A 17,239-nucleotide genomic window follows, 5' to 3' on the forward strand; every position below is an offset into this window, starting at 1 on the left:
TTCCGAGCCGCGCTCACGACGCTCGTGAACAAGTACGCGCGGGACAAGGGCCTGCTCAAGGAGAAGGACGAGAACCTCTCCGGCGACGACGTCCGCGAGGGGCTCACCGCGGTCATCTCGGTCAAGCTCTCCGAGCCGCAGTTCGAGGGCCAGACGAAGACGAAGCTCGGCAACACCGAGGCGAAGTCCTTCGTGCAGCGCGTCGTGGGCGACCAGCTCACGGACTGGTTCGATCGGAACCCGAACCAGGCGCGCGACATCATCCGGAAGGCGATCCAGGCGGCGACGGCGCGGATCGCCGCGCGGAAGGCGCGGGAGCAGACCCGCCGCAAGGGCCTCCTCGAGGGCGGCGGCATGCCGGGCAAGCTCTCCGACTGCTCGAGCAAGGACCCGGTCGTCTCCGAGATCTTCCTCGTCGAGGGCGACTCCGCCGGCGGCAGCGCGAAGACCGGCCGCAACCCGGAGACCCAGGCGATCCTGCCGCTGCGCGGCAAGATCCTCAACGTCGAGAAGGCGCGCCTCGATCGCGCGCTCGGCAACGCGGAGATCCAGGCGATGATCACCGCCTTCGGGACGGGCATCGGCGAGGACTTCGACGGCGGCAAGGCGAGGTACCACAAGATCGTGCTGATGGCCGACGCCGACGTCGACGGCCAGCACATCACGACGCTCCTGCTCACCCTGCTCTTCCGCTACATGCGGCCGCTCATCGACCTCGGGTACGTCTACCTGGCCCAGCCGCCGCTGTACCGGATCAAGTGGAGCAATTCGCCGCACGAGTACGTGTACAGCGACGTGGAGCGGGACGCCATGCTCGAGTCCGGCATCGCCGCGGGCAAGCGCGTCCCCAAGGAGAACGGCATCCAGCGGTACAAGGGTCTCGGCGAGATGGACTACAAGGAGCTGTGGGAGACCACGATGGATCCCGCGACCAGGACGCTCCTGCAGGTGACCCTCGACGACGCCTTCGCCGCCGACGAGATCTTCTCCACCCTCATGGGCGAGGACGTCGAGTCGCGCCGCAGCTTCATCCAGAAGAACGCGAAGGATGTCCGCTTCCTCGACATCTGATCGCGGGAGGCGTCCCTCGCCCCCCGGCGGACACCGCCTGACCGGCCGCAGCGGCCGATCGCACCCAGACCCTCACCGACGAACCACAAGACTGGAGCCGCATGGCTGACACCACCACCCCCGACGAATCCGCGGAGGATCAGATCGCGGGACGCGAGATCGACGTGAGCCACGACAAGATCAACCAGGTCGACCTGCAGCTCGAGATGCAGCGCTCCTACCTCGACTACGCCATGAGCGTCATCGTGGGGCGCGCGCTCCCCGAGGTGCGCGACGGGCTGAAGCCCGTGCACCGCCGGGTCATCTACGCGATGTACGACGGCGGCTATCGTCCGGACAAGTCGTTCTCCAAGAGCGCACGCGTCGTCGGCGACGTCATGGGGCAGTTCCACCCGCACGGGGACAGCGCCATCTACGACGCCCTCGTGCGACTGGTGCAGCCCTGGAGCCTGCGCTATCCCCTCGCCCTCGGGCAGGGCAACTTCGGCTCCCCTGGCAACGACGGTGCGGCCGCCCCTCGGTACACGGAGACCAAGATGGCGCCGCTCGCCCTCGAGCTGGTGCGGGACATCGACGAGGAGACCGTCGACTTCCAGCCCAACTACGACGGGGAGACCCAGGAGCCGACGGTGCTGCCGGCCCGCTTCCCCAACCTGCTCGTCAACGGCTCCGTGGGCATCGCGGTCGGCATGGCCACCAACATCCCGCCGCACAACCTCCGTGAGGTCGCGGACGGCGCCCTGTGGGCGCTGGCGAACCCGGAGGCGACCCGGGAGGAGCTGCTGGAGGCGCTCATCCAGCGGATCAAGGGCCCCGACTTCCCCACCGGCGCGCAGATCCTCGGCCTCAAGGGCATCCAGGATGCGTATCGCACCGGTCGCGGATCGATCACGATGCGCTCCGTCGTCAACGTCGAGGAGCTCCAGGGCCGCACCTGCCTGGTGGTCACCGAGCTGCCGTACCAGGTCAACCCGGACAACCTGGCGCTCAAGATCGCCGAGCTGGTCAAGGAGGGGAAGATCGGCGGCATCGCCGACATCCGCGACGAGACCTCCGGTCGTACCGGCCAGCGGCTCGTCATCGTGCTCAAGCGCGATGCCGTCCCGAAGGTCGTGCTCAACAACCTCTACAAGCACACGCAGCTGCAGGAGAACTTCGGCGCCAACATGCTGGCGATCGTCGACGGCATCCCGCGCACGCTCCCCCTGGACGGCTTCGTCACCGCCTGGGTCGATCACCAGATCGACGTCATCGTCCGCCGCACCCGCTTCCGGCTGCGCAAGGCGGAGGAACGCGACCACATCCTGCGCGGCTACCTCAAGGCGCTTGACGCCCTCGACGAGGTGATCGCGCTCATCCGCCGGTCCCAGACCGTCGAGGATGCCCGCGAGGGACTCATGACGCTGCTCAGCATCGACGAGCTCCAGGCCCGTGCCATCCTCAACATGCAGCTGCGGCAGCTGGCAGCCCTCGAGCGGCAGAAGATCATCGACGAGGCGGCGGAACTCGAACGGCTCATCGCGGAGTACAACGCGATCATCGCCTCGCCGCAGCGGCAGCGGGACATCGTGAGCGAGGAGCTCCGCGACATCGTCGCCAAGTACGGCGACGACCGGCGCACCGAGATCATGTTCGGCTTCGACGGCGACATGAACGTCGAGGACCTGATCCCCGAGGAGGAGATGGTCGTCACGGTCACCCGCGGCGGATACATCAAGCGCACCCGGAGCGACAACTACCGCAGTCAGCACCGCGGCGGGAAGGGCGTCAAGGGCGCCCAGCTGCGGGCGGACGACGTCGTCGAGCACTTCTTCGTGACGACCACCCATCACTGGCTGCTCTTCTTCACGAACAAGGGCAGGGTCTACCGCGCGAAGGCCTACGAGGTGCAGGAGGCCGGCAGGGACGCCAAGGGGCAGCACGTCGCCAACCTGCTCGCGCTGCAGCCGGACGAGGAGATCGCCCAGATCCTGGACATCCGGGACTACGAGGCGGCGCGCTACCTCACCCTGGCGACCCGCGGCGGCCTGGTGAAGAAGACGGCACTCTCCGAGTACGACACCAACCGCTCGGGCGGCATCATCGCGATCAACCTCCGCGACGACGACGAGCTGGTCTCGGCGATGCTCGTCGAGGAGGACTCCGACCTGCTGCTGGTCTCCCGCAAGGGCATGTCGATCCGGTTCACCGCATCGGACGAGGCGCTGCGCCCGATGGGACGCGCGACCTCTGGTGTCATCGGGATGCACTTCCGTGACGACGACACCCTCCTCGACGCCTCCGTCGTGAGCGACGCCGGCTACGTCTTCGTGGTGACGGAGGGCGGATACGCCAAGCGCACCTCCGCCGACCAGTACCGGGTGCAGAATCGCGGTGGTCTGGGGATCAAGGTGGCCAAGTTGGCGGAGGCTCGCGGCGATCTCGCCGGCTCCCTGATCGTCGAGGACGAGGACGAGGTGCTTGTGGTTCTTGCCAGCGGCAAGGTGGTACGCTCGTCTGTCGCCGAGGTTCCGGCCAAGGGTCGTGACACCATGGGTGTTGTGTTCGCACGATTCGCGGACGAGGACAAGATCATCGCAGTCGCGAAGAACAGTGAACGCAATCTGGACGCTGACGGCCAGGAGGCTCCCGTCGAGGGGTCGCCTGACACGGACGACCAGACCGGGAAGGACGAAACAGCAGATGAGTAGCGTCGCCGAGAAGCTCCAACGAAAATCGCAGCGTGCGGCCTCGACCAAGCAGGTCCGCCTCAAGCTCGTGTACGTCGACTTCTGGTCGGCGGTGAAGCTCTCCTTCCTCATCGCCATCTCGCTGGGAATCATCTTCATCGTCGCGAGCCTGCTCGCCTGGCTGGTGCTCAACACGACCGGCGTCTTCGGCAACCTCAGCTCCCTTCTGCAGGACATCCTCGGTGACAAGAACTTCGAGATCACCAGCAGCTTCTCTCTCGCCAAGGTCGGCCTGTTCTCGGTGATCATCGCGGTCCTCGATACCATCGTTGGCACGGCGATCGGCGCGATCACGGCCATGCTCTACAACTTCAGCGTTCGGATCACCGGGGGGCTGCTGGTCGGCTTCACCAACAACTGATCGATTTAGTGAAAGGCCGCGGGTGCGATACTCTCGTATCTGCCTCATGGGGATATAGCTCAGGCGGTTAGAGCGCTTCGCTGATAACGAAGAGGTCCCAGGTTCAAGTCCTGGTATCCCCACTGTGTTGGTTCGGTCCGTCGCCCCTGCGGCCACCACTGTCCGGCGCACCACCGGGGACGTAGCTCAATTGGCAGAGCACCGCCTTTGCAAGGCGGGGGTTAGGGGTTCGATTCCCCTCGTCTCCACCAGTGAAGCCTGAGGTGATCCCTCGCGCATGAAGACGTCTTTGGGATAGGCCGGGACCGGAATTCTTCGGGAAGATGCCCCGTCCCGGTTCTCTGTCGCTTTCCTGGGTGGGGCGAGCGACTCCTTTCCAGGCTGGTCGCCCTTCAGCGCCATGAGCATCGGCATCGCGGCGTCATCGTTTCTTTTCCTGTCGTCGATGCTCGGACTGTCGATCAGCGACGCCGGGCTGTAGGTCCCCGCAGGCTACCGCTCCAGGACCGCGCGGATGACGTCGAAGGCGGCGGCAAGGTCGGCATCCGAGGCGGACAGGGCGACCCGAAGGAAGCCGGTGCTCGTCGGGGAGTAGACCTCGCCGGCGGAGACGACGACACCCCGCGAGCGGATGTCCTCGACCAGCTCGGCTGACGATCGTCCGGTCGAGCCGGCGTCCAGCCACAGGTAGAAGCCGCCGTTGTCTTCGGCCGCGGTCTCCGTCATCCACGGTCCGAGGACGGCGGAGGCCGCCTCGAACCGGGCGCGATAGGCCGCAGACATCGTCGCGCCGCGACCCGGCAGGCTCCGCAGGGCCTCGATGGCCATGAGCTGGGCGGTGATGGGAGCGCATCCGACGACCGTGCCGTGCACCGCAGCCACTCTCGTGCGGAACGAGGGCGGCGAGACGAGGGACCCCACACGAAGACCGGTCATGGAATAGGTCTTCGAGAAGGTCCTGGCCGAGAACGTCACATCCTCGCCTCCGTCGGCCAGGGGCGAGGGCGCTCGGCCGCCGGCGAAGACGATCGCCTCGTAGGCCTCGTCGGACAGAATGTACGCGTCGTGGGCGCGCACGAGCTCGACGAGCCGGTGGAGCACGCCCGCGCTCGCCAGGGCCCCGGTCGGGTTCGAGGGCGAATTCACCACCACGAGGCGCGCGCCGTCGTCCAATCCCCGCTCGATGCTGTGCAGGTCGAGGAATCCATCGCCGCTCGGTCCCTGCTCATAGGTTTGCAAGGAGATTCCCAGTTGTTCGGACAGCACCCGGTAATTCGGCCAGGCCGGGTCGGGGATGAGGGCCAGGTCGCCCGCCCGACAGCTCGCGACGAGGGCGACCGCTACCGCCTCGGTGCCGCCCACCGTCACGACCACGTCGTCCCGCGAGGGCGAGTATCCGGTGGATGCCGCAACGTCGTTCGAGATGAGGTCGCGCAGTTCGGCCAGGCCCAGCTTGGGCGTGTATCCCGTCAATTGCCTGTCGAAACTGTCTTTCGCGGAACGGACCAGCTCGTCCGGCAGCGGCTGGTCGGGCTCGCCCAGACTGAGGTCGAGCTCGCTCTCTCCGACGGCGTCGGCCATCATGCGGGCGACCGCGCTGTCTGTCGGGGTACCGGAACGGTGGAGGGACGACATGGTGGACCTTTCGCGACGCCGACGCGCCCTCGATCTTCTGGGTATTTCCCCATCGTACGGAGCCGAACATGTCGCGAAGATGTCGTTTTCGCCGCAAGAAACGCGGCAGGTACCACTTCGAAACACCCACGAAACATGCCTCACCTGTACTGCTAGCACCACCGACCGTCCCGAATGAGTCGATCGACTCTCTCGTCGAACACGTACCACAAGGAGTTGCACCATGAGCACTTCATCTCGAATGCGGCGCGTTCTCGCCGTCGGAGCCGCAGCAGTCGCCGTCACCATGATCAGCACCGCCTGCTCGAGCACGTCGACCGCAGCGACGAGCACAGCCACAGGCAAGCCCATCGTGCTCGCTGCCGACTCGTCGCTGCTTCCCTACAACTTCATCGGAGACGACGGCTCGACCTGGAAGGGCATCGACATCGATCTGGCCGCGGCCCTGTCCAAGCAGCTCAAACGCCCGATCACCTTCAAGAGCGCCGGCTTCGACACCATCGTCCCCGGTCTCGCCTCTGGACGCTACGACGCGGCGATGACGGGAATGTTCGACACCCTCGAGCGGGAGAAGACGGTCGACTTCGTCGACTATCTGACCGCGAAGAACAATTTTCTCGAAGCCAAGAGCTTCAAGTCGGTGACCGGCATGGACGATCTCTGCGGCGTCACGGTCGGGGTGCCGTCCGGGGCGCTGGAGGTGTCGTTGCTCGCCACCGCCTCGAAGGCCTGCGTCGCCGCCGGCTCCCCGGAGATCACCGTCAACCAGTACAAGGATCTCAACGCGACGATCCTCGCGTTGAAGTCCGGGCGCATCCAGACCACACCGAACGACTCAGCGGCCAACGCCTACGTGCTCGCCTCGAACAAGAGCAGCTTCAAGGTCAGCGGCGACTACCTGGACGGTGGCTTCTTCGCCGCCGCGTTCCCCAAGGGCAGCACGCTGACAGCCCGATTCGCGAAGGCCTTCGACGCAATCATCGCGGACGGCAGCTACACGAAGATCCTCACGAAGTGGGGCATCGCGGATCGCGCAGTGAAGACGGCGACTCGCAACGGGGCGACGTTCTAAGATGAGCGCTTCGACACAGGCCGTGGCAGGGTACGACGATGACATCGTGGTGCCCCGTCGCAAGCCGTGGCGCTGGGTGGGACTCGTCGTTGCGGCCATCGTGGTGGCGGCGATCGTCGTCTCCTTCATCACCAATCAGAATTACCGCTGGGACCTCGTCTGGCGCTACCTGTTCGATCACCGTATTCTCAGCGGCCTCGGCACCACTCTCCTTCTCACCCTCATCGGAATGGTGCTCGCCACGGCGGTAGGCCTCCTTCTCGCGGTCATGCACCAGTCGTCCAGCGCCGGGCTGCGGGCCACCGCAGCCAGCTATGTCTGGTTCTTTCGCGGCACTCCCGTGCTCGTGCAGCTGATTCTCTGGTACAACCTCGCGATCCTGGTGCCGCGCATCGGGATCGGGATACCGTTCGGCCCGACCCTGTGGTCGGTGGACACGAACTCCTTCATCACTCCATGGAGCGCGGCGATCCTGGGGCTGTCCCTCAACGAGGCGGCGTACCTGTGCGAGATCATCCGCTCCGGCATCCTCTCGGTCGACAGGGGGCAGGGCGAGGCGGCCCATGCGCTCGGCATGAGCCGGGCACTGGCCTTCCGTCGGGTCGTGCTGCCGCAAGCGCTCCGGGTCATTGTGCCGCCGGCATTCAACGAGGCCATCGGGCTGCTCAAGTATTCGTCCGTGGTGAGCGTCATCGCGCTGCCGGAGCTGCTCTACTCCGGTCAGCTCATCTACGCCCGTAACTACCAGACGCTTCCCGTGCTGATCGTGGTCTGCATCTGGTATCTCGTCGTCGTGAGTCTGCTGACCTGGCTGGAGTCCCGGGTCGAACGCAAGCTGGGGGCCGGTTTTGTTCAGGGAGTGACAACATCCACTACGGCAGGGAGGTGGCGCAGATGGCTGACGCCGAACCATTAGTCAGACTGAGCCGGATCCGTAAGCGCTTCGGTCACAACGAGGTGCTTCACGGGATCGACCTCGAGGTCGCCAGGGGCGAGGTGCTCTGCCTGATCGGCGCGTCGGGAAGCGGCAAATCCACGCTGCTGCGCTGCATCAACCACCTCGAGCGGCCCGATGCCGGCCGCGTCTACGTGGGCGGGGAGCTGATCGGATTCACCGAGCGGAACGGCGTTCTTCACGAGTTGCCCGAACGCAAGATCTATTCGCAGCGCGCCGGCATCGGAATGGTCTTCCAGCACTTCAACCTCTTTCCGCACATGACGGTGCTGGAGAACGTGACGGAGGCGCCGATGCGGGTGAGGGGCTATTCCAAGGATGCGGCCGTGTCCACGGCTCGCGATCTGCTTTCCCGGGTCGGCCTCGCCGACAAGGCGGACGCCTATCCGAGGAGCCTGTCCGGTGGCCAGCAGCAGCGGGTCGCCATCGCCAGGGGTCTCGCGATGCGCCCCAACCTGATGCTCTTCGACGAGCCGACCTCCGCCCTCGACCCCGAACTGGTCGGAGAGGTGCTCGACGTGATGCGGGGGCTCGCCGCCGACGGCATGACCATGATCGTGGTCACCCACGAGATGGGTTTCGCTCGTGAGGTGGCCTCCGACGTCGCGTTCATGCACAACGGCGTCATCGTCGAGCAGGGCCCGCCCAGCCGGGTGCTGGCCAATCCGGCGCACGAACGCACCCGCAGCTTCCTCTCGAAGGTGCTTTAGGAATGACGCTGTCCACTCAGGGTGTGCGCCAGACGACGAGCCGGGTGATGAGCGTCCGCGACGCGGTCGTCCTGGCTCCGACGGTGCTGTGCGCGGAGCCGGACTCGACCGCCGCGCAGCTGCCGGGACTGGTCGGGCGCAAGGAGTGGCCGGCGGCATCCTTCACCGATGTCGCGCGTGCGGCGAACCACGTCTCGGTGCGCGAGACCCGGCTCGTCGTCCTTGGCGGTTCCTTCGGCTGGGTGGCCAAGGCCGCCAGGGCGCTCCGTGCCGCCGGGACCTTCCCGATCGCCGTGCTCGGGGATCCGCTCACCCCTGACCAGGTGCTGACGCTGCTCGATGCCGGCGCCAACCTGCTGATCGACGGCTCGGCAGCGCCTCGTGAGATCGTCGCGCGGTTGACCGCGCTGTGCCGCGGCACGCGGGGCGAAGACGCGACGCGGGTGCGCTGGCTGCAGTCGGGCGAGATGCGTCTCGATCTCGGCAGCCGGCGGTGCCTTCTGCGCGGCGAGAAGATCTCACTCAGCCAGAACGAGTTCGATCTGCTCGCCTTCCTCATGTCGAACGCGCAGCAGACGCTCTCCCCCCAGGAGATCGTGCAGCAGGTCTGGAACTGGCGGCACGCAGACGGGGTCAACACGCTGCGCATCCACATCGGCCGTCTCCGCAAGAAGCTCGGAGACACGAGCACGGGTCCCACCTGGATCGGGTCGGTTCGCGGCGTCGGATACCAGTTCCTGCCTCCCGTCGCGGAGGTGGGAGAGGACCGCAGCGAGGATCGCCTGCGGAAGAACGTCGCAACGTTGAACGCGCAGTCCGATGCCCTGTACTCGATCGTCGACAGCCTGCTCACCGCCTCCACACCCTCCGAGATCGCCGACGTCGTTGTGCAATGGGCCGTCGACCGCAACTTCTGTGACGCCTCCACCGTCTTCCGCCTCGACGCGGACCGCGGCGGCAACGGGGTGTCCTCCCTCGTGGCATCCGCAGGCATGTCGTCGCGCTGGCGGCAGGCGCTGGCGACGGGGCATCCGGTGCAGGACGGGTTCATGGGGGCACACGCGTACTCGAGCGGCGAGGTGGTGCAGCTCAGCGACGTCAGCAAGCTCTCCAAACGTTTCCCGGTGACGGCACGGATGTCGTCGGCAGAAGATCTGCACGCCTGTCTCCTCTTCCCCCTTTTCGTGGATGGCGCGATCTGGGGCGACCTCGCCTTCGTCAGTCGCGCTGTCCGTGCGTTCAACCCGGCGCGCACCGCGTACCTGCGCTCCGTTGCGGGTCTGGTCTCGCTCGCACTGGCCGCGAAGGCCCACCCCGTCTCCGTCGACTCGCCCCTCGCCGAATACGCCCGCAGGACGGGGGAACTCGATGCGTGAGTATTCGGATGCGGACGTCGCCGATTCGCTGAACGCCACGGAGCTCATCGACGAGGTCGAGCGCTGCCTGATCGACCTCGGCACCGGAAGGGCCTCCCAACTCCCCAAGGCCGTCATGCCGATCGGCTCCGGTGCCTTCTTCCTCTCGGTCGCCGGAATGGTGCCGCGGTTGGGGCTGGCCACCGCGAAATGGGGATCGTATCTGCCGGGCGAGCCCGGCAGAGCGGGGGTCTCCACCTCGACCATCGTCGTGAGCGATCTGGGCACGGGGAGCCCGCGGGGGATCGTCACCGGCATGCTCGCGACCCATCGTCGTACGGCGGCCACCGCTCTGGTCCTGCTTCGGCGACTGCTGACCTCCACGTCGCGGTCGATCGTCTTCGTCGGCTTCGGGCCGACGAATCGCGCGGTGTTCGACCTGCTCATCGCCGTGGGGTGGCCCGTCGGCCGCCTCGTGGTCGCGGTCCGCTCGGCCGAGTCGGCCGCGCGGCTCGCGGAGGACGCCGTCCTCGGCCGACTGCTGTCGGAGGGTCGCGCGACGATCGCCACCGATGTCGCCGCCGCCATAGCCGGCGCGGACATCGTCATATCGGCCACCGGCTCGACCGCGCCTCTCGGTCGGGTCGGTGACCTCGCCATCGGGGGAGCCGTCATCAGCCTGGATGGGAGTCGCACCTGGCTGACGGACGGCTCGACGCGAGTGCTCACCGATCGTCCGGGAGAAAACGGCACGGCGCCCGAGGTCGCGATCGCCCTGTCCTCCCCGGACCCGATCGGGCGAGCCGACCAGCGTTCGCTGTTCGACATCGCGGGCTCGGCCGTCACCGATGTCGCGCTCGCCGCCCTGCTGATCGCCGGGAGCGGCTCATGAGCTCACGGCAACTCGCGGTCACCCTCGCCGTCGCCAGCGCCTTCTCGAGTTTTCCGAGTCCCTTCTATCACGCCCTCGCCGGACGACTCGGTGGAGCGTCCGGGATCACCGCCGTGCTGTTCGCCAGCCATGGAGCCGCGGCCATCGTGGTGATGTCGATCCTGTCGCTCGACCCCGTCGCCCGCCGACTCGCACGGGTCCAACCCCGGTCGCTCATCACGATTCTGCTCTGTGCGGATGCCGTCGCAGGGCTCTTCCTCGTCTTCGCGGCCGGACCGCTCGAGTTCGGTCTTCTGCTGACGGGCCGCATCCTCACCGGCGCGGCGCTCGGAGCGCTCACCCCCCTCATCACCGCCGGGTTGGCCGGCCGCCGACACGGGTCGGCACTCGCGACGGCCGGCATCCTCGGCGGTGTCGGACTGGGGTCGCTGTGCGCCGGAGGACTCGCGGCCTCGGGGCTCGGTCGTCCGCTCGTCTTCGCCGTCGGATGCGCCGCGCTCCTGGCCGTCGCCATCGTCGGATCCCGCGGCCGCCCCGAGTCGGGGTCTGCGTCCGCCGGGTCGGCGCTCGCGGCGGACGGCGTGCGTGCCGGACTGGGTCTCGCGTTGGGAACCTCGGCCCTGGCCTTCGCCGCGAACGGAGTTCTCGGGTTGTTCACCTCTGTCCTGCCGTCCGTCGTGGCACGGGACAGCGGTCGGTCGGCCACCTTCATCGCCGGGGCGACCGTCGGGATCGTCCTGCTCTCCGCGGGTGGTGCGCGGCTGCTGCTCCTCGCACGCGAGACGCTGCCGACCCGCGTGCCGGCCGTCGTCTCGCTCGCCCTCGGGATCGTGTGCTTCTGGTGGGGTGTCGCCGTGGGCTCCGTCTGGCTGTCTCTCCTCGGCGGTCTCCTCCTCGGTGCTGCGGCCGGCATCGGTTACGACACCGCCATCGGCCTGGTCTCGTCTCACGCGACCGGCGGTGCTCGCGTCCGTGCGCTCGCCATCGTCCAACGCAGTGGCCAGTTCGGCCTCGTTCTTCCCGTCTTGCTGTATCCGCTCGCGATTCGGCACTGATCGCCTCAACCACCGAAGGAAATCCATGAATACCCTTCCACCCACCACCGTTCGCGAAGGAGACCGGGCATGAGAGTGAGCTTTGACATCGGCGGGACGTTCACCGACCTGGTGCTCCTCGACGAGGAGACCGGGCGCGCCTGGCTGGGAAAGTGCCTCACCACCTATGAGGACTTCAGCAAGGCGATCGAGCAGGGCATCCGTGAGGTGCTCGAGGCTGCCGGTCAGCCGAGTACCGCTATCGATAGGGGCGTCGTCGGGGCGACCACCCTCGTCACCAACGCGCTCATCGAGCGCCGCGGGGCGAAGACCGCCCTCGTGACCACCCGCGGCTTCGGCGACACCCTGGAGATCGGCCGTGAGTGGCGCTACGACCTGTACGACCAGCAGCTGATGCTGCCGGATCCCCTGGTGGAGAAGGAACTGCGGTTCGAGGTGACCGAACGGCTGTACGCCGACGGGAGCACCCACACCCCCGTCGATCTGGACGAGCTCGCGCTCATCGCCGACAAGCTCGCCGACCTGGGCGTCGAGTCCGTCGCCGTCTGCCTCCTGCATTCGTACACCAACGCCGCCCACGAGGAAGAGGTCGCCCGTGTGCTCGCCGATCGGCTGGGTTCGATCCCGATCACGCTCTCCGGTCACCTCGTCCCGGTCATTCGCGAATACGAGCGCACGGTCACCACCGTCGCGAACGCCTATGTCCGTCCCGTCGCCGGCGAGCACTTCCGTGACATCGAGCGGGCGCTGGAGCGGCTCGGCCTCGACGAGCCCCTGCTGCTCATGCAATCGAACGGCGGCGTGATCACCACGGAGACCGCTCGTCAGTACCCGCTGCGTCTGCTCGAATCCGGGCCGGCCGCCGGGGCCATCGGTGCCGCATACGTCGGTGCACAACTGGGCCTCACTCGATTGATGGCCTTCGACATGGGTGGCACCACCGCCAAGGTCTGCATCATCGAGAACGGCGAGCCGAGCGTGGCTTCGAACTTCGAGGTCGGCAGGGTCCACCGTCTGAAGCCCGGCAGCGGTCTGCCGGTGACGATGCCGGTCGTCGACATGCTCGAGATCGGCGCGGGTGGCGGATCGATCGCCGCGCTCGACGCCCTCGGCCTGCTGAAGGTCGGTCCGCACAGCGCGGGCTCGCGTCCCGGTCCGGCCGGGTATGGACGGGGCGGGGACAGGCCGACGGTGACCGATGCCGACATCGTCCTCGGTTATCTCGATCCCGACTATTTCCTCGGCGGCAGGATGAGCCTCGACGTGGATGCGTCCCGTCGCGCCATGGTCGATCACCTCGGGTCCGCCTTCGGCGACGACCCTCTGGCGGCGGCGGCGGGTGTCGTTCGCGTCGTCGACGAGCACATGGCCCTCGCCATGCAGGTGCACGCCACGGAGCGCGGGCACGATCCGCGCTCCTTCACCATGATCGCCTTCGGCGGGGCCGCTCCGCTGCACGCCGCGAGGGTCGCCCGTACCCTCGGACTGTCCCACGTGGTCATCCCGAGCGCCGCCGGCGTGCTCTCCGCAACCGGATTGCTCGTTGCGCCGCCGCTCGTCGAGGTCTCGCGCACCCGTCTCACCGAACTCGCCGACTGGACCCCCGAGATCGCCTCGACGGTCTTCGAACCGCTCGAGCAGCAGGCGTCCGATGAATTGGGCACGCCGGTCGACCACTTCGATTACGCCCTCGATATGCGCTATCTCGGCCAGGGTTTCGAGATCGAGGTCCCGGTCGACCGGACCGACACACCGGAGGCCTATCTCGAGAAGTTCGGTGTGCACTACCAGCGCATCTATGGCACGCGCCCCGACTACGACCGGGCGGAGGTCGTCACCTGGAGGGTGCGGGCCTACGGTGTCTTCAGCAAGCCGAGCGAGGTGCGTACCGTCTCACCGGCGGGGACGGCATCGGAGGCGCGGCGTTCACGAACCATCTGGTTCCCCGAGACCGGACTCGTCGACGCGCCGGTCCTCCGCATGCTCGAGCAGTCTCCGGGCACCAGCATCGTCGGACCGGCGATCTTCCAGCTTCCGGAGAGCACAGCCGTGATCGGACCGGGTGACCTCGCCGAGCTGGACGACTTCGGAAATCTTCACATCACCATCGACCTGTCGTCCACTACGGCGGCGGCGATCGGAATCGCGGAGGTGGGCGCATGAACTTCGGACGGATCGATGCCTGGCTGGAGGAACTCGGCCTTCTCGCCGGAGATCCGGCGACGGCGGCGACGAGCGAACTGCGCTTCGATGACGGCGGCTGGTACAAGTGGGAGGTCGCGGGGGCGCTGACCGGCCCATCCGTCGTCCGGCTCGTGGAACTGCTCGGCGACCGTGGCCTGCGTCTCCATCAGGTGACGAACACCGTCGGGACGATGCGGTACCTCGACGAGGAGATCGTCGAGCTCGTCGAGGCCTGCCACGCCACCGGGATCCAGCTGCGCATGGCGGTCGGGCCGCGGGGGATGTTCGACATCGGCGGCCAACGTCTCGCATCGAGCTCCGTCGCATCGGCGAGCGCCTACCGGCTGCGCGGCTCGGATGCGTTGCGCACAGCCGTCGACGATGTCGCGCACGCCGTGGACCTCGGCGTTCGCGGGTTCCTGGTCTTCGACGAGGGACTGCTCAGCGTGCTGAGCGATCTGCGCGCGGCGGGCCATCTCCCGGCGGAGATCCGCCTCAAAGCGTCATCCAATATGGGGGCGGCCAATCCGGCCCATGCCAGGGTGCTCGCGCAGATCGGCGCGGATTCCGTCAACCTGCAGCGCGATCTGGACGTGCGGATGATCGCCGCCGTCCGGGCCAGCACCGACGCCGCCCTCGACCTCCACACCGACAACCCGGCATCGACGGGTGGCTTCGTCCGTGGATACGACGTGCCGGAGATCGTTCGTGTCGCGGCGCCCGTCTATTTGAAGACCGGCAACGCGGCGCAGGACTTCTCCGACGTCGCTCCCGGTGAGCGAGAGCTGAACGCCATCGCCCGACAGCTGTTCCTCGACGAGCAACTGCTTCGTCGTTTCCTGCCTGACGCCACGGCGTCGGATACCCCCGAGTTCTAGGAGAGACCCATGACAACCTGGGATGCAGCAACCCTGCAGATCGTCTGGCAGCGCCTTATCTCCGTCGCAGACGAGATGGCCGCCGTCCTTCTGCGCACGGCCTTCAGCTCCGTCGTCCGCGAGTCGAACGACCTGGCGTGCGCCGTGCTCACCGCGGACGGCGACCTGCTCGTCGAGTACGGCCGATCCGTGCCGGTCTTCACCGGGACCGTGGCCGGGACCGTCCGTGCCATGGTCGAACGGCTCGGGCGCGACACCCTCAAGCCGGGCGATGTCATCGCCACCAACGACCCCTGGTTCGGTAACACGCACCTGCCGGACATGACGGCGGCGACCCCGGTCTTCCGGAACGGCGAGATCGTCGCGTTCGTCGCCAGCATCTGCCACCTCTCCGACATCGGCGGCACGTCCGAGGGCGCGTTCGCCCAGGACGTGTTCGAGGAGGGCTTCTGCCTCCCCCCGGTCAAACTCATCGAGGAGGGCGTTCCGAACGAGTTGGTGCGCCGGATCCTTGCCCGCAACGTTCGGGTCCCCGATCAGGTGCTCGGCGACGTCGACGCGCTCATCGCCGCGAATGCGCTCGGTGCTCGTCGTCTCACCGGCATGCTCGACAACGATCCGACGCTCGATCTGAGCGACGCGGCGGAGCAGATCTGCCGGGTGACGGAGCGGGCCGTGCGCACCTCCATCGCCGGCATCCCGGACGGCAGCTACACGGCGACGGTCGAGCTGGACGGTTTCGAGGAGGCGAAGCACATCACGGTGACCATCGAGGTCTCCGGTGACGAGATGGTCGTCGACTACGAGGGCACCTCATCGCAGAGCAAGTTCGGGATCAACTCCGGTTCGCCCACGCTCGGCTACACGCGGTACGGGATGGCCTGCCTGCTCGCCCCCGACGTGCCGAACAACGAGGGTGCCCTGCGCCCGATCACGATCCGGGTGCCGCGAGGGTCCCTGCTGAATCCGGACAAGACGGCCGCGGTGAGCGCCAACTTCCCCGCTCATGCCATTCCCGCGGTGCTGTCCCGCGCGCTGCTCGGTCCGCTTCCCACGAGGGTCGCCGCTGCTGCGGGGACCCCGTTCTGGGTCGTCGGCGTTCGCGGCCACGACGATCGCGGGCCATTCGCCTCATTGCTGTGCTTCAACGGGGGTCAGGGTGCTTCTCAGGGCCAGGACGGCTATGCAACGCTCAGCACGCCGAGCAACGTGTCGAACACCCCCATCGAGGTCGTCGAGAACCAGGTGCCCATGCTCGTCGAGAGCAAGCGCATCGTGCGCGGGTCAGGGGGGAGCGGGGAGTGGACCGGCGGTGAGGGCCAGGAGATCGTCATGACGAGCATCCATCCCGATCCCCTCGACATCATCTTCCTGACGGAGCGCATCGAGCACGCCGCCCCGGGGCTCGCCGGCGGAGGGGACGGCCTCACCGGGTTGCTCCGCGTCGACGGGGTCGATGTCTCCGAGCCGAAGGGGCGGATGAGCCTGATGCCCGGATCCCGCATTCTGCTCCGCACCCCGGGAGGGGGTGGCTTCGGCATCGTCTGACAGACCCGCACAACACCGACCAATCTCGAAAGAAAGCGCACCATTATGACCTCGACCGCAACCACCACCGAGTGGGCGACTGCCGGCACCATCCTCGTCCCGGCCAGGGGGCGTCTCGCCCTCAAGCTCCACAAGGGCCAGCGCCTCACCATCACCGACGTGAAGGGTCAGCAGGTGATGGACATGATCGCCGCCCTGGTCGACGATCCCGACGAGCGCCTGTCGTGCATGTTCTCGCGCGTCAGCTCGGGGATGTGGGATCTCAAAGAAGGCTATTCCGTCTTCAGCACCCGCTGCACCCCGCTGCTGAGGGTGGTCCACGACGACAACGGCACCCACAACATGACGGGTGGGTACTGTTCGCAGTGGTCGAACGCGATCCGCTACGGGACGGAGAAGACCTTCACCTGCTACGACAATCTCGTGGAGGACTGGGAAGAGCTTGGGCTGGACGTGACCAAGATCTCTCCCGACATGTGCATCTCCCTCTTCATGAACATCGCGCACCACCCCGACGGGCACATGGAGATCCAGGAACCGACCACGAAGCCGGGTGACTCGATCGTCTTCGAGGCCCTCGAAGACGTCTACATCGGCCTGTCGAACTGCCCGGAAGAGCACAATCCCTGCAACGCGTACCACGTCACCGAGATCGAGGTCACCGTCGAGTAGCGCCGATGGGGTGCCCGGCGTCACGCCGGGCACCCCATCGCAGGTGCAACGCCACTCTGAGTTCAGCCCTCGTCGGGGATCTCCGCTTCCGGTTCTTCCGTCTCGTCGCTGACCCACAGCTC

General features: G+C 67.2%; 14 protein-coding genes and 2 tRNA genes. 15 read left to right on the plus strand and 1 reads right to left on the minus strand.

Annotation, left to right across the window (positions count from 1 at the left end):
* The 5 genes from VGC18_RS09090 to VGC18_RS09110 form a co-directional block, all read left to right on the plus strand.
* On the plus strand, positions 1-1,071 hold a 1,071-nt coding region (locus VGC18_RS09090), incomplete at its 5' end, for a toprim domain-containing protein (protein WP_331096488.1).
* A gap of 101 nt (positions 1,072-1,172) precedes the next feature.
* On the plus strand, positions 1,173-3,761 hold the full coding sequence (gene gyrA, locus VGC18_RS09095; protein ID WP_331096490.1) for a DNA gyrase subunit A: 2,589 nt from the start codon (positions 1,173-1,175) through the stop codon (positions 3,759-3,761).
* Positions 3,754-4,161, plus strand: coding sequence for a DUF3566 domain-containing protein (locus VGC18_RS09100; protein WP_331096492.1), 408 nt, complete (start codon positions 3,754-3,756; stop codon positions 4,159-4,161). Before gyrA ends, VGC18_RS09100 begins: the two co-directional genes overlap by 8 nt.
* A gap of 48 nt (positions 4,162-4,209) precedes the next feature.
* A tRNA-Ile gene (locus tag VGC18_RS09105) sits at positions 4,210-4,283 on the plus strand.
* 53 nt (positions 4,284-4,336) lie between these two features.
* Positions 4,337-4,412, plus strand: a tRNA-Ala gene (locus tag VGC18_RS09110).
* Positions 4,413-4,653: 241 nt separating this feature from the next.
* On the opposite strand, the gene VGC18_RS09115 is transcribed toward VGC18_RS09110, so the two are convergent.
* Positions 4,654-5,796 carry a pyridoxal phosphate-dependent aminotransferase gene (locus VGC18_RS09115; protein WP_331096494.1) on the minus strand — a complete coding sequence of 381 codons (1,143 nt, stop codon included), beginning with the start codon at positions 5,794-5,796 and terminating at the stop codon, positions 4,654-4,656.
* Between the two features lie 223 nt (positions 5,797-6,019).
* On the opposite strand from VGC18_RS09115, the gene VGC18_RS09120 reads away from it, so the two are divergent.
* From VGC18_RS09120 to VGC18_RS09165, 10 genes are all read left to right on the plus strand, one after another.
* On the plus strand, positions 6,020-6,868 hold the full coding sequence (locus VGC18_RS09120) for an ABC transporter substrate-binding protein (RefSeq protein ID WP_331096496.1): 849 nt from the start codon (positions 6,020-6,022) through the stop codon (positions 6,866-6,868).
* A gap of 1 nt (position 6,869) precedes the next feature.
* Positions 6,870-7,784: an amino acid ABC transporter permease gene (locus tag VGC18_RS09125; RefSeq protein WP_331096498.1), complete on the plus strand. Its 915-nt coding sequence runs from the start codon at positions 6,870-6,872 to the stop codon at positions 7,782-7,784.
* Complete coding sequence (locus VGC18_RS09130; RefSeq protein WP_331096500.1) at positions 7,763-8,533, plus strand: amino acid ABC transporter ATP-binding protein; 771 nt, start codon at positions 7,763-7,765, stop codon at positions 8,531-8,533. Before VGC18_RS09125 ends, VGC18_RS09130 begins: the two co-directional genes overlap by 22 nt.
* 2 nt (positions 8,534-8,535) lie before the next feature.
* On the plus strand, positions 8,536-9,909 hold the full coding sequence (locus VGC18_RS09135; protein WP_331096502.1) for a winged helix-turn-helix domain-containing protein: 1,374 nt from the start codon (positions 8,536-8,538) through the stop codon (positions 9,907-9,909).
* Positions 9,902-10,780, plus strand: a complete 879-nt coding sequence (locus VGC18_RS09140) for a hypothetical protein (protein WP_331096504.1) — start codon at positions 9,902-9,904, stop codon at positions 10,778-10,780. The genes VGC18_RS09135 and VGC18_RS09140 overlap by 8 nt, the downstream gene beginning before the upstream one ends.
* Positions 10,777-11,835 (plus strand): hypothetical protein, encoded by a 1,059-nt coding sequence (locus VGC18_RS09145; protein WP_331096507.1) that lies wholly within the window; start codon positions 10,777-10,779, stop codon positions 11,833-11,835. Before VGC18_RS09140 ends, VGC18_RS09145 begins: the two co-directional genes overlap by 4 nt.
* A gap of 69 nt (positions 11,836-11,904) precedes the next feature.
* Positions 11,905-13,998 carry a hydantoinase/oxoprolinase family protein gene (locus VGC18_RS09150; RefSeq protein ID WP_331096509.1) on the plus strand — a complete coding sequence of 698 codons (2,094 nt, stop codon included), beginning with the start codon at positions 11,905-11,907 and terminating at the stop codon, positions 13,996-13,998.
* On the plus strand, positions 13,995-14,897 hold the full coding sequence (locus VGC18_RS09155; RefSeq protein WP_331096511.1) for a U32 family peptidase: 903 nt from the start codon (positions 13,995-13,997) through the stop codon (positions 14,895-14,897). The genes VGC18_RS09150 and VGC18_RS09155 overlap by 4 nt, the downstream gene beginning before the upstream one ends.
* A 9-nt stretch (positions 14,898-14,906) precedes the next feature.
* Positions 14,907-16,445, plus strand: coding sequence for a hydantoinase B/oxoprolinase family protein (locus tag VGC18_RS09160; RefSeq protein ID WP_331096512.1), 1,539 nt, complete (start codon positions 14,907-14,909; stop codon positions 16,443-16,445).
* A gap of 45 nt (positions 16,446-16,490) precedes the next feature.
* Complete coding sequence (locus VGC18_RS09165; protein ID WP_331096514.1) at positions 16,491-17,117, plus strand: urea carboxylase-associated family protein; 627 nt, start codon at positions 16,491-16,493, stop codon at positions 17,115-17,117.
* Positions 17,118-17,239 lie beyond the last annotated feature (122 nt).

Origin of the sequence: Lacisediminihabitans sp., assembly GCF_036404185.1 — a bacterium.
GTDB lineage: Bacteria > Actinomycetota > Actinomycetes > Actinomycetales > Microbacteriaceae > Lacisediminihabitans.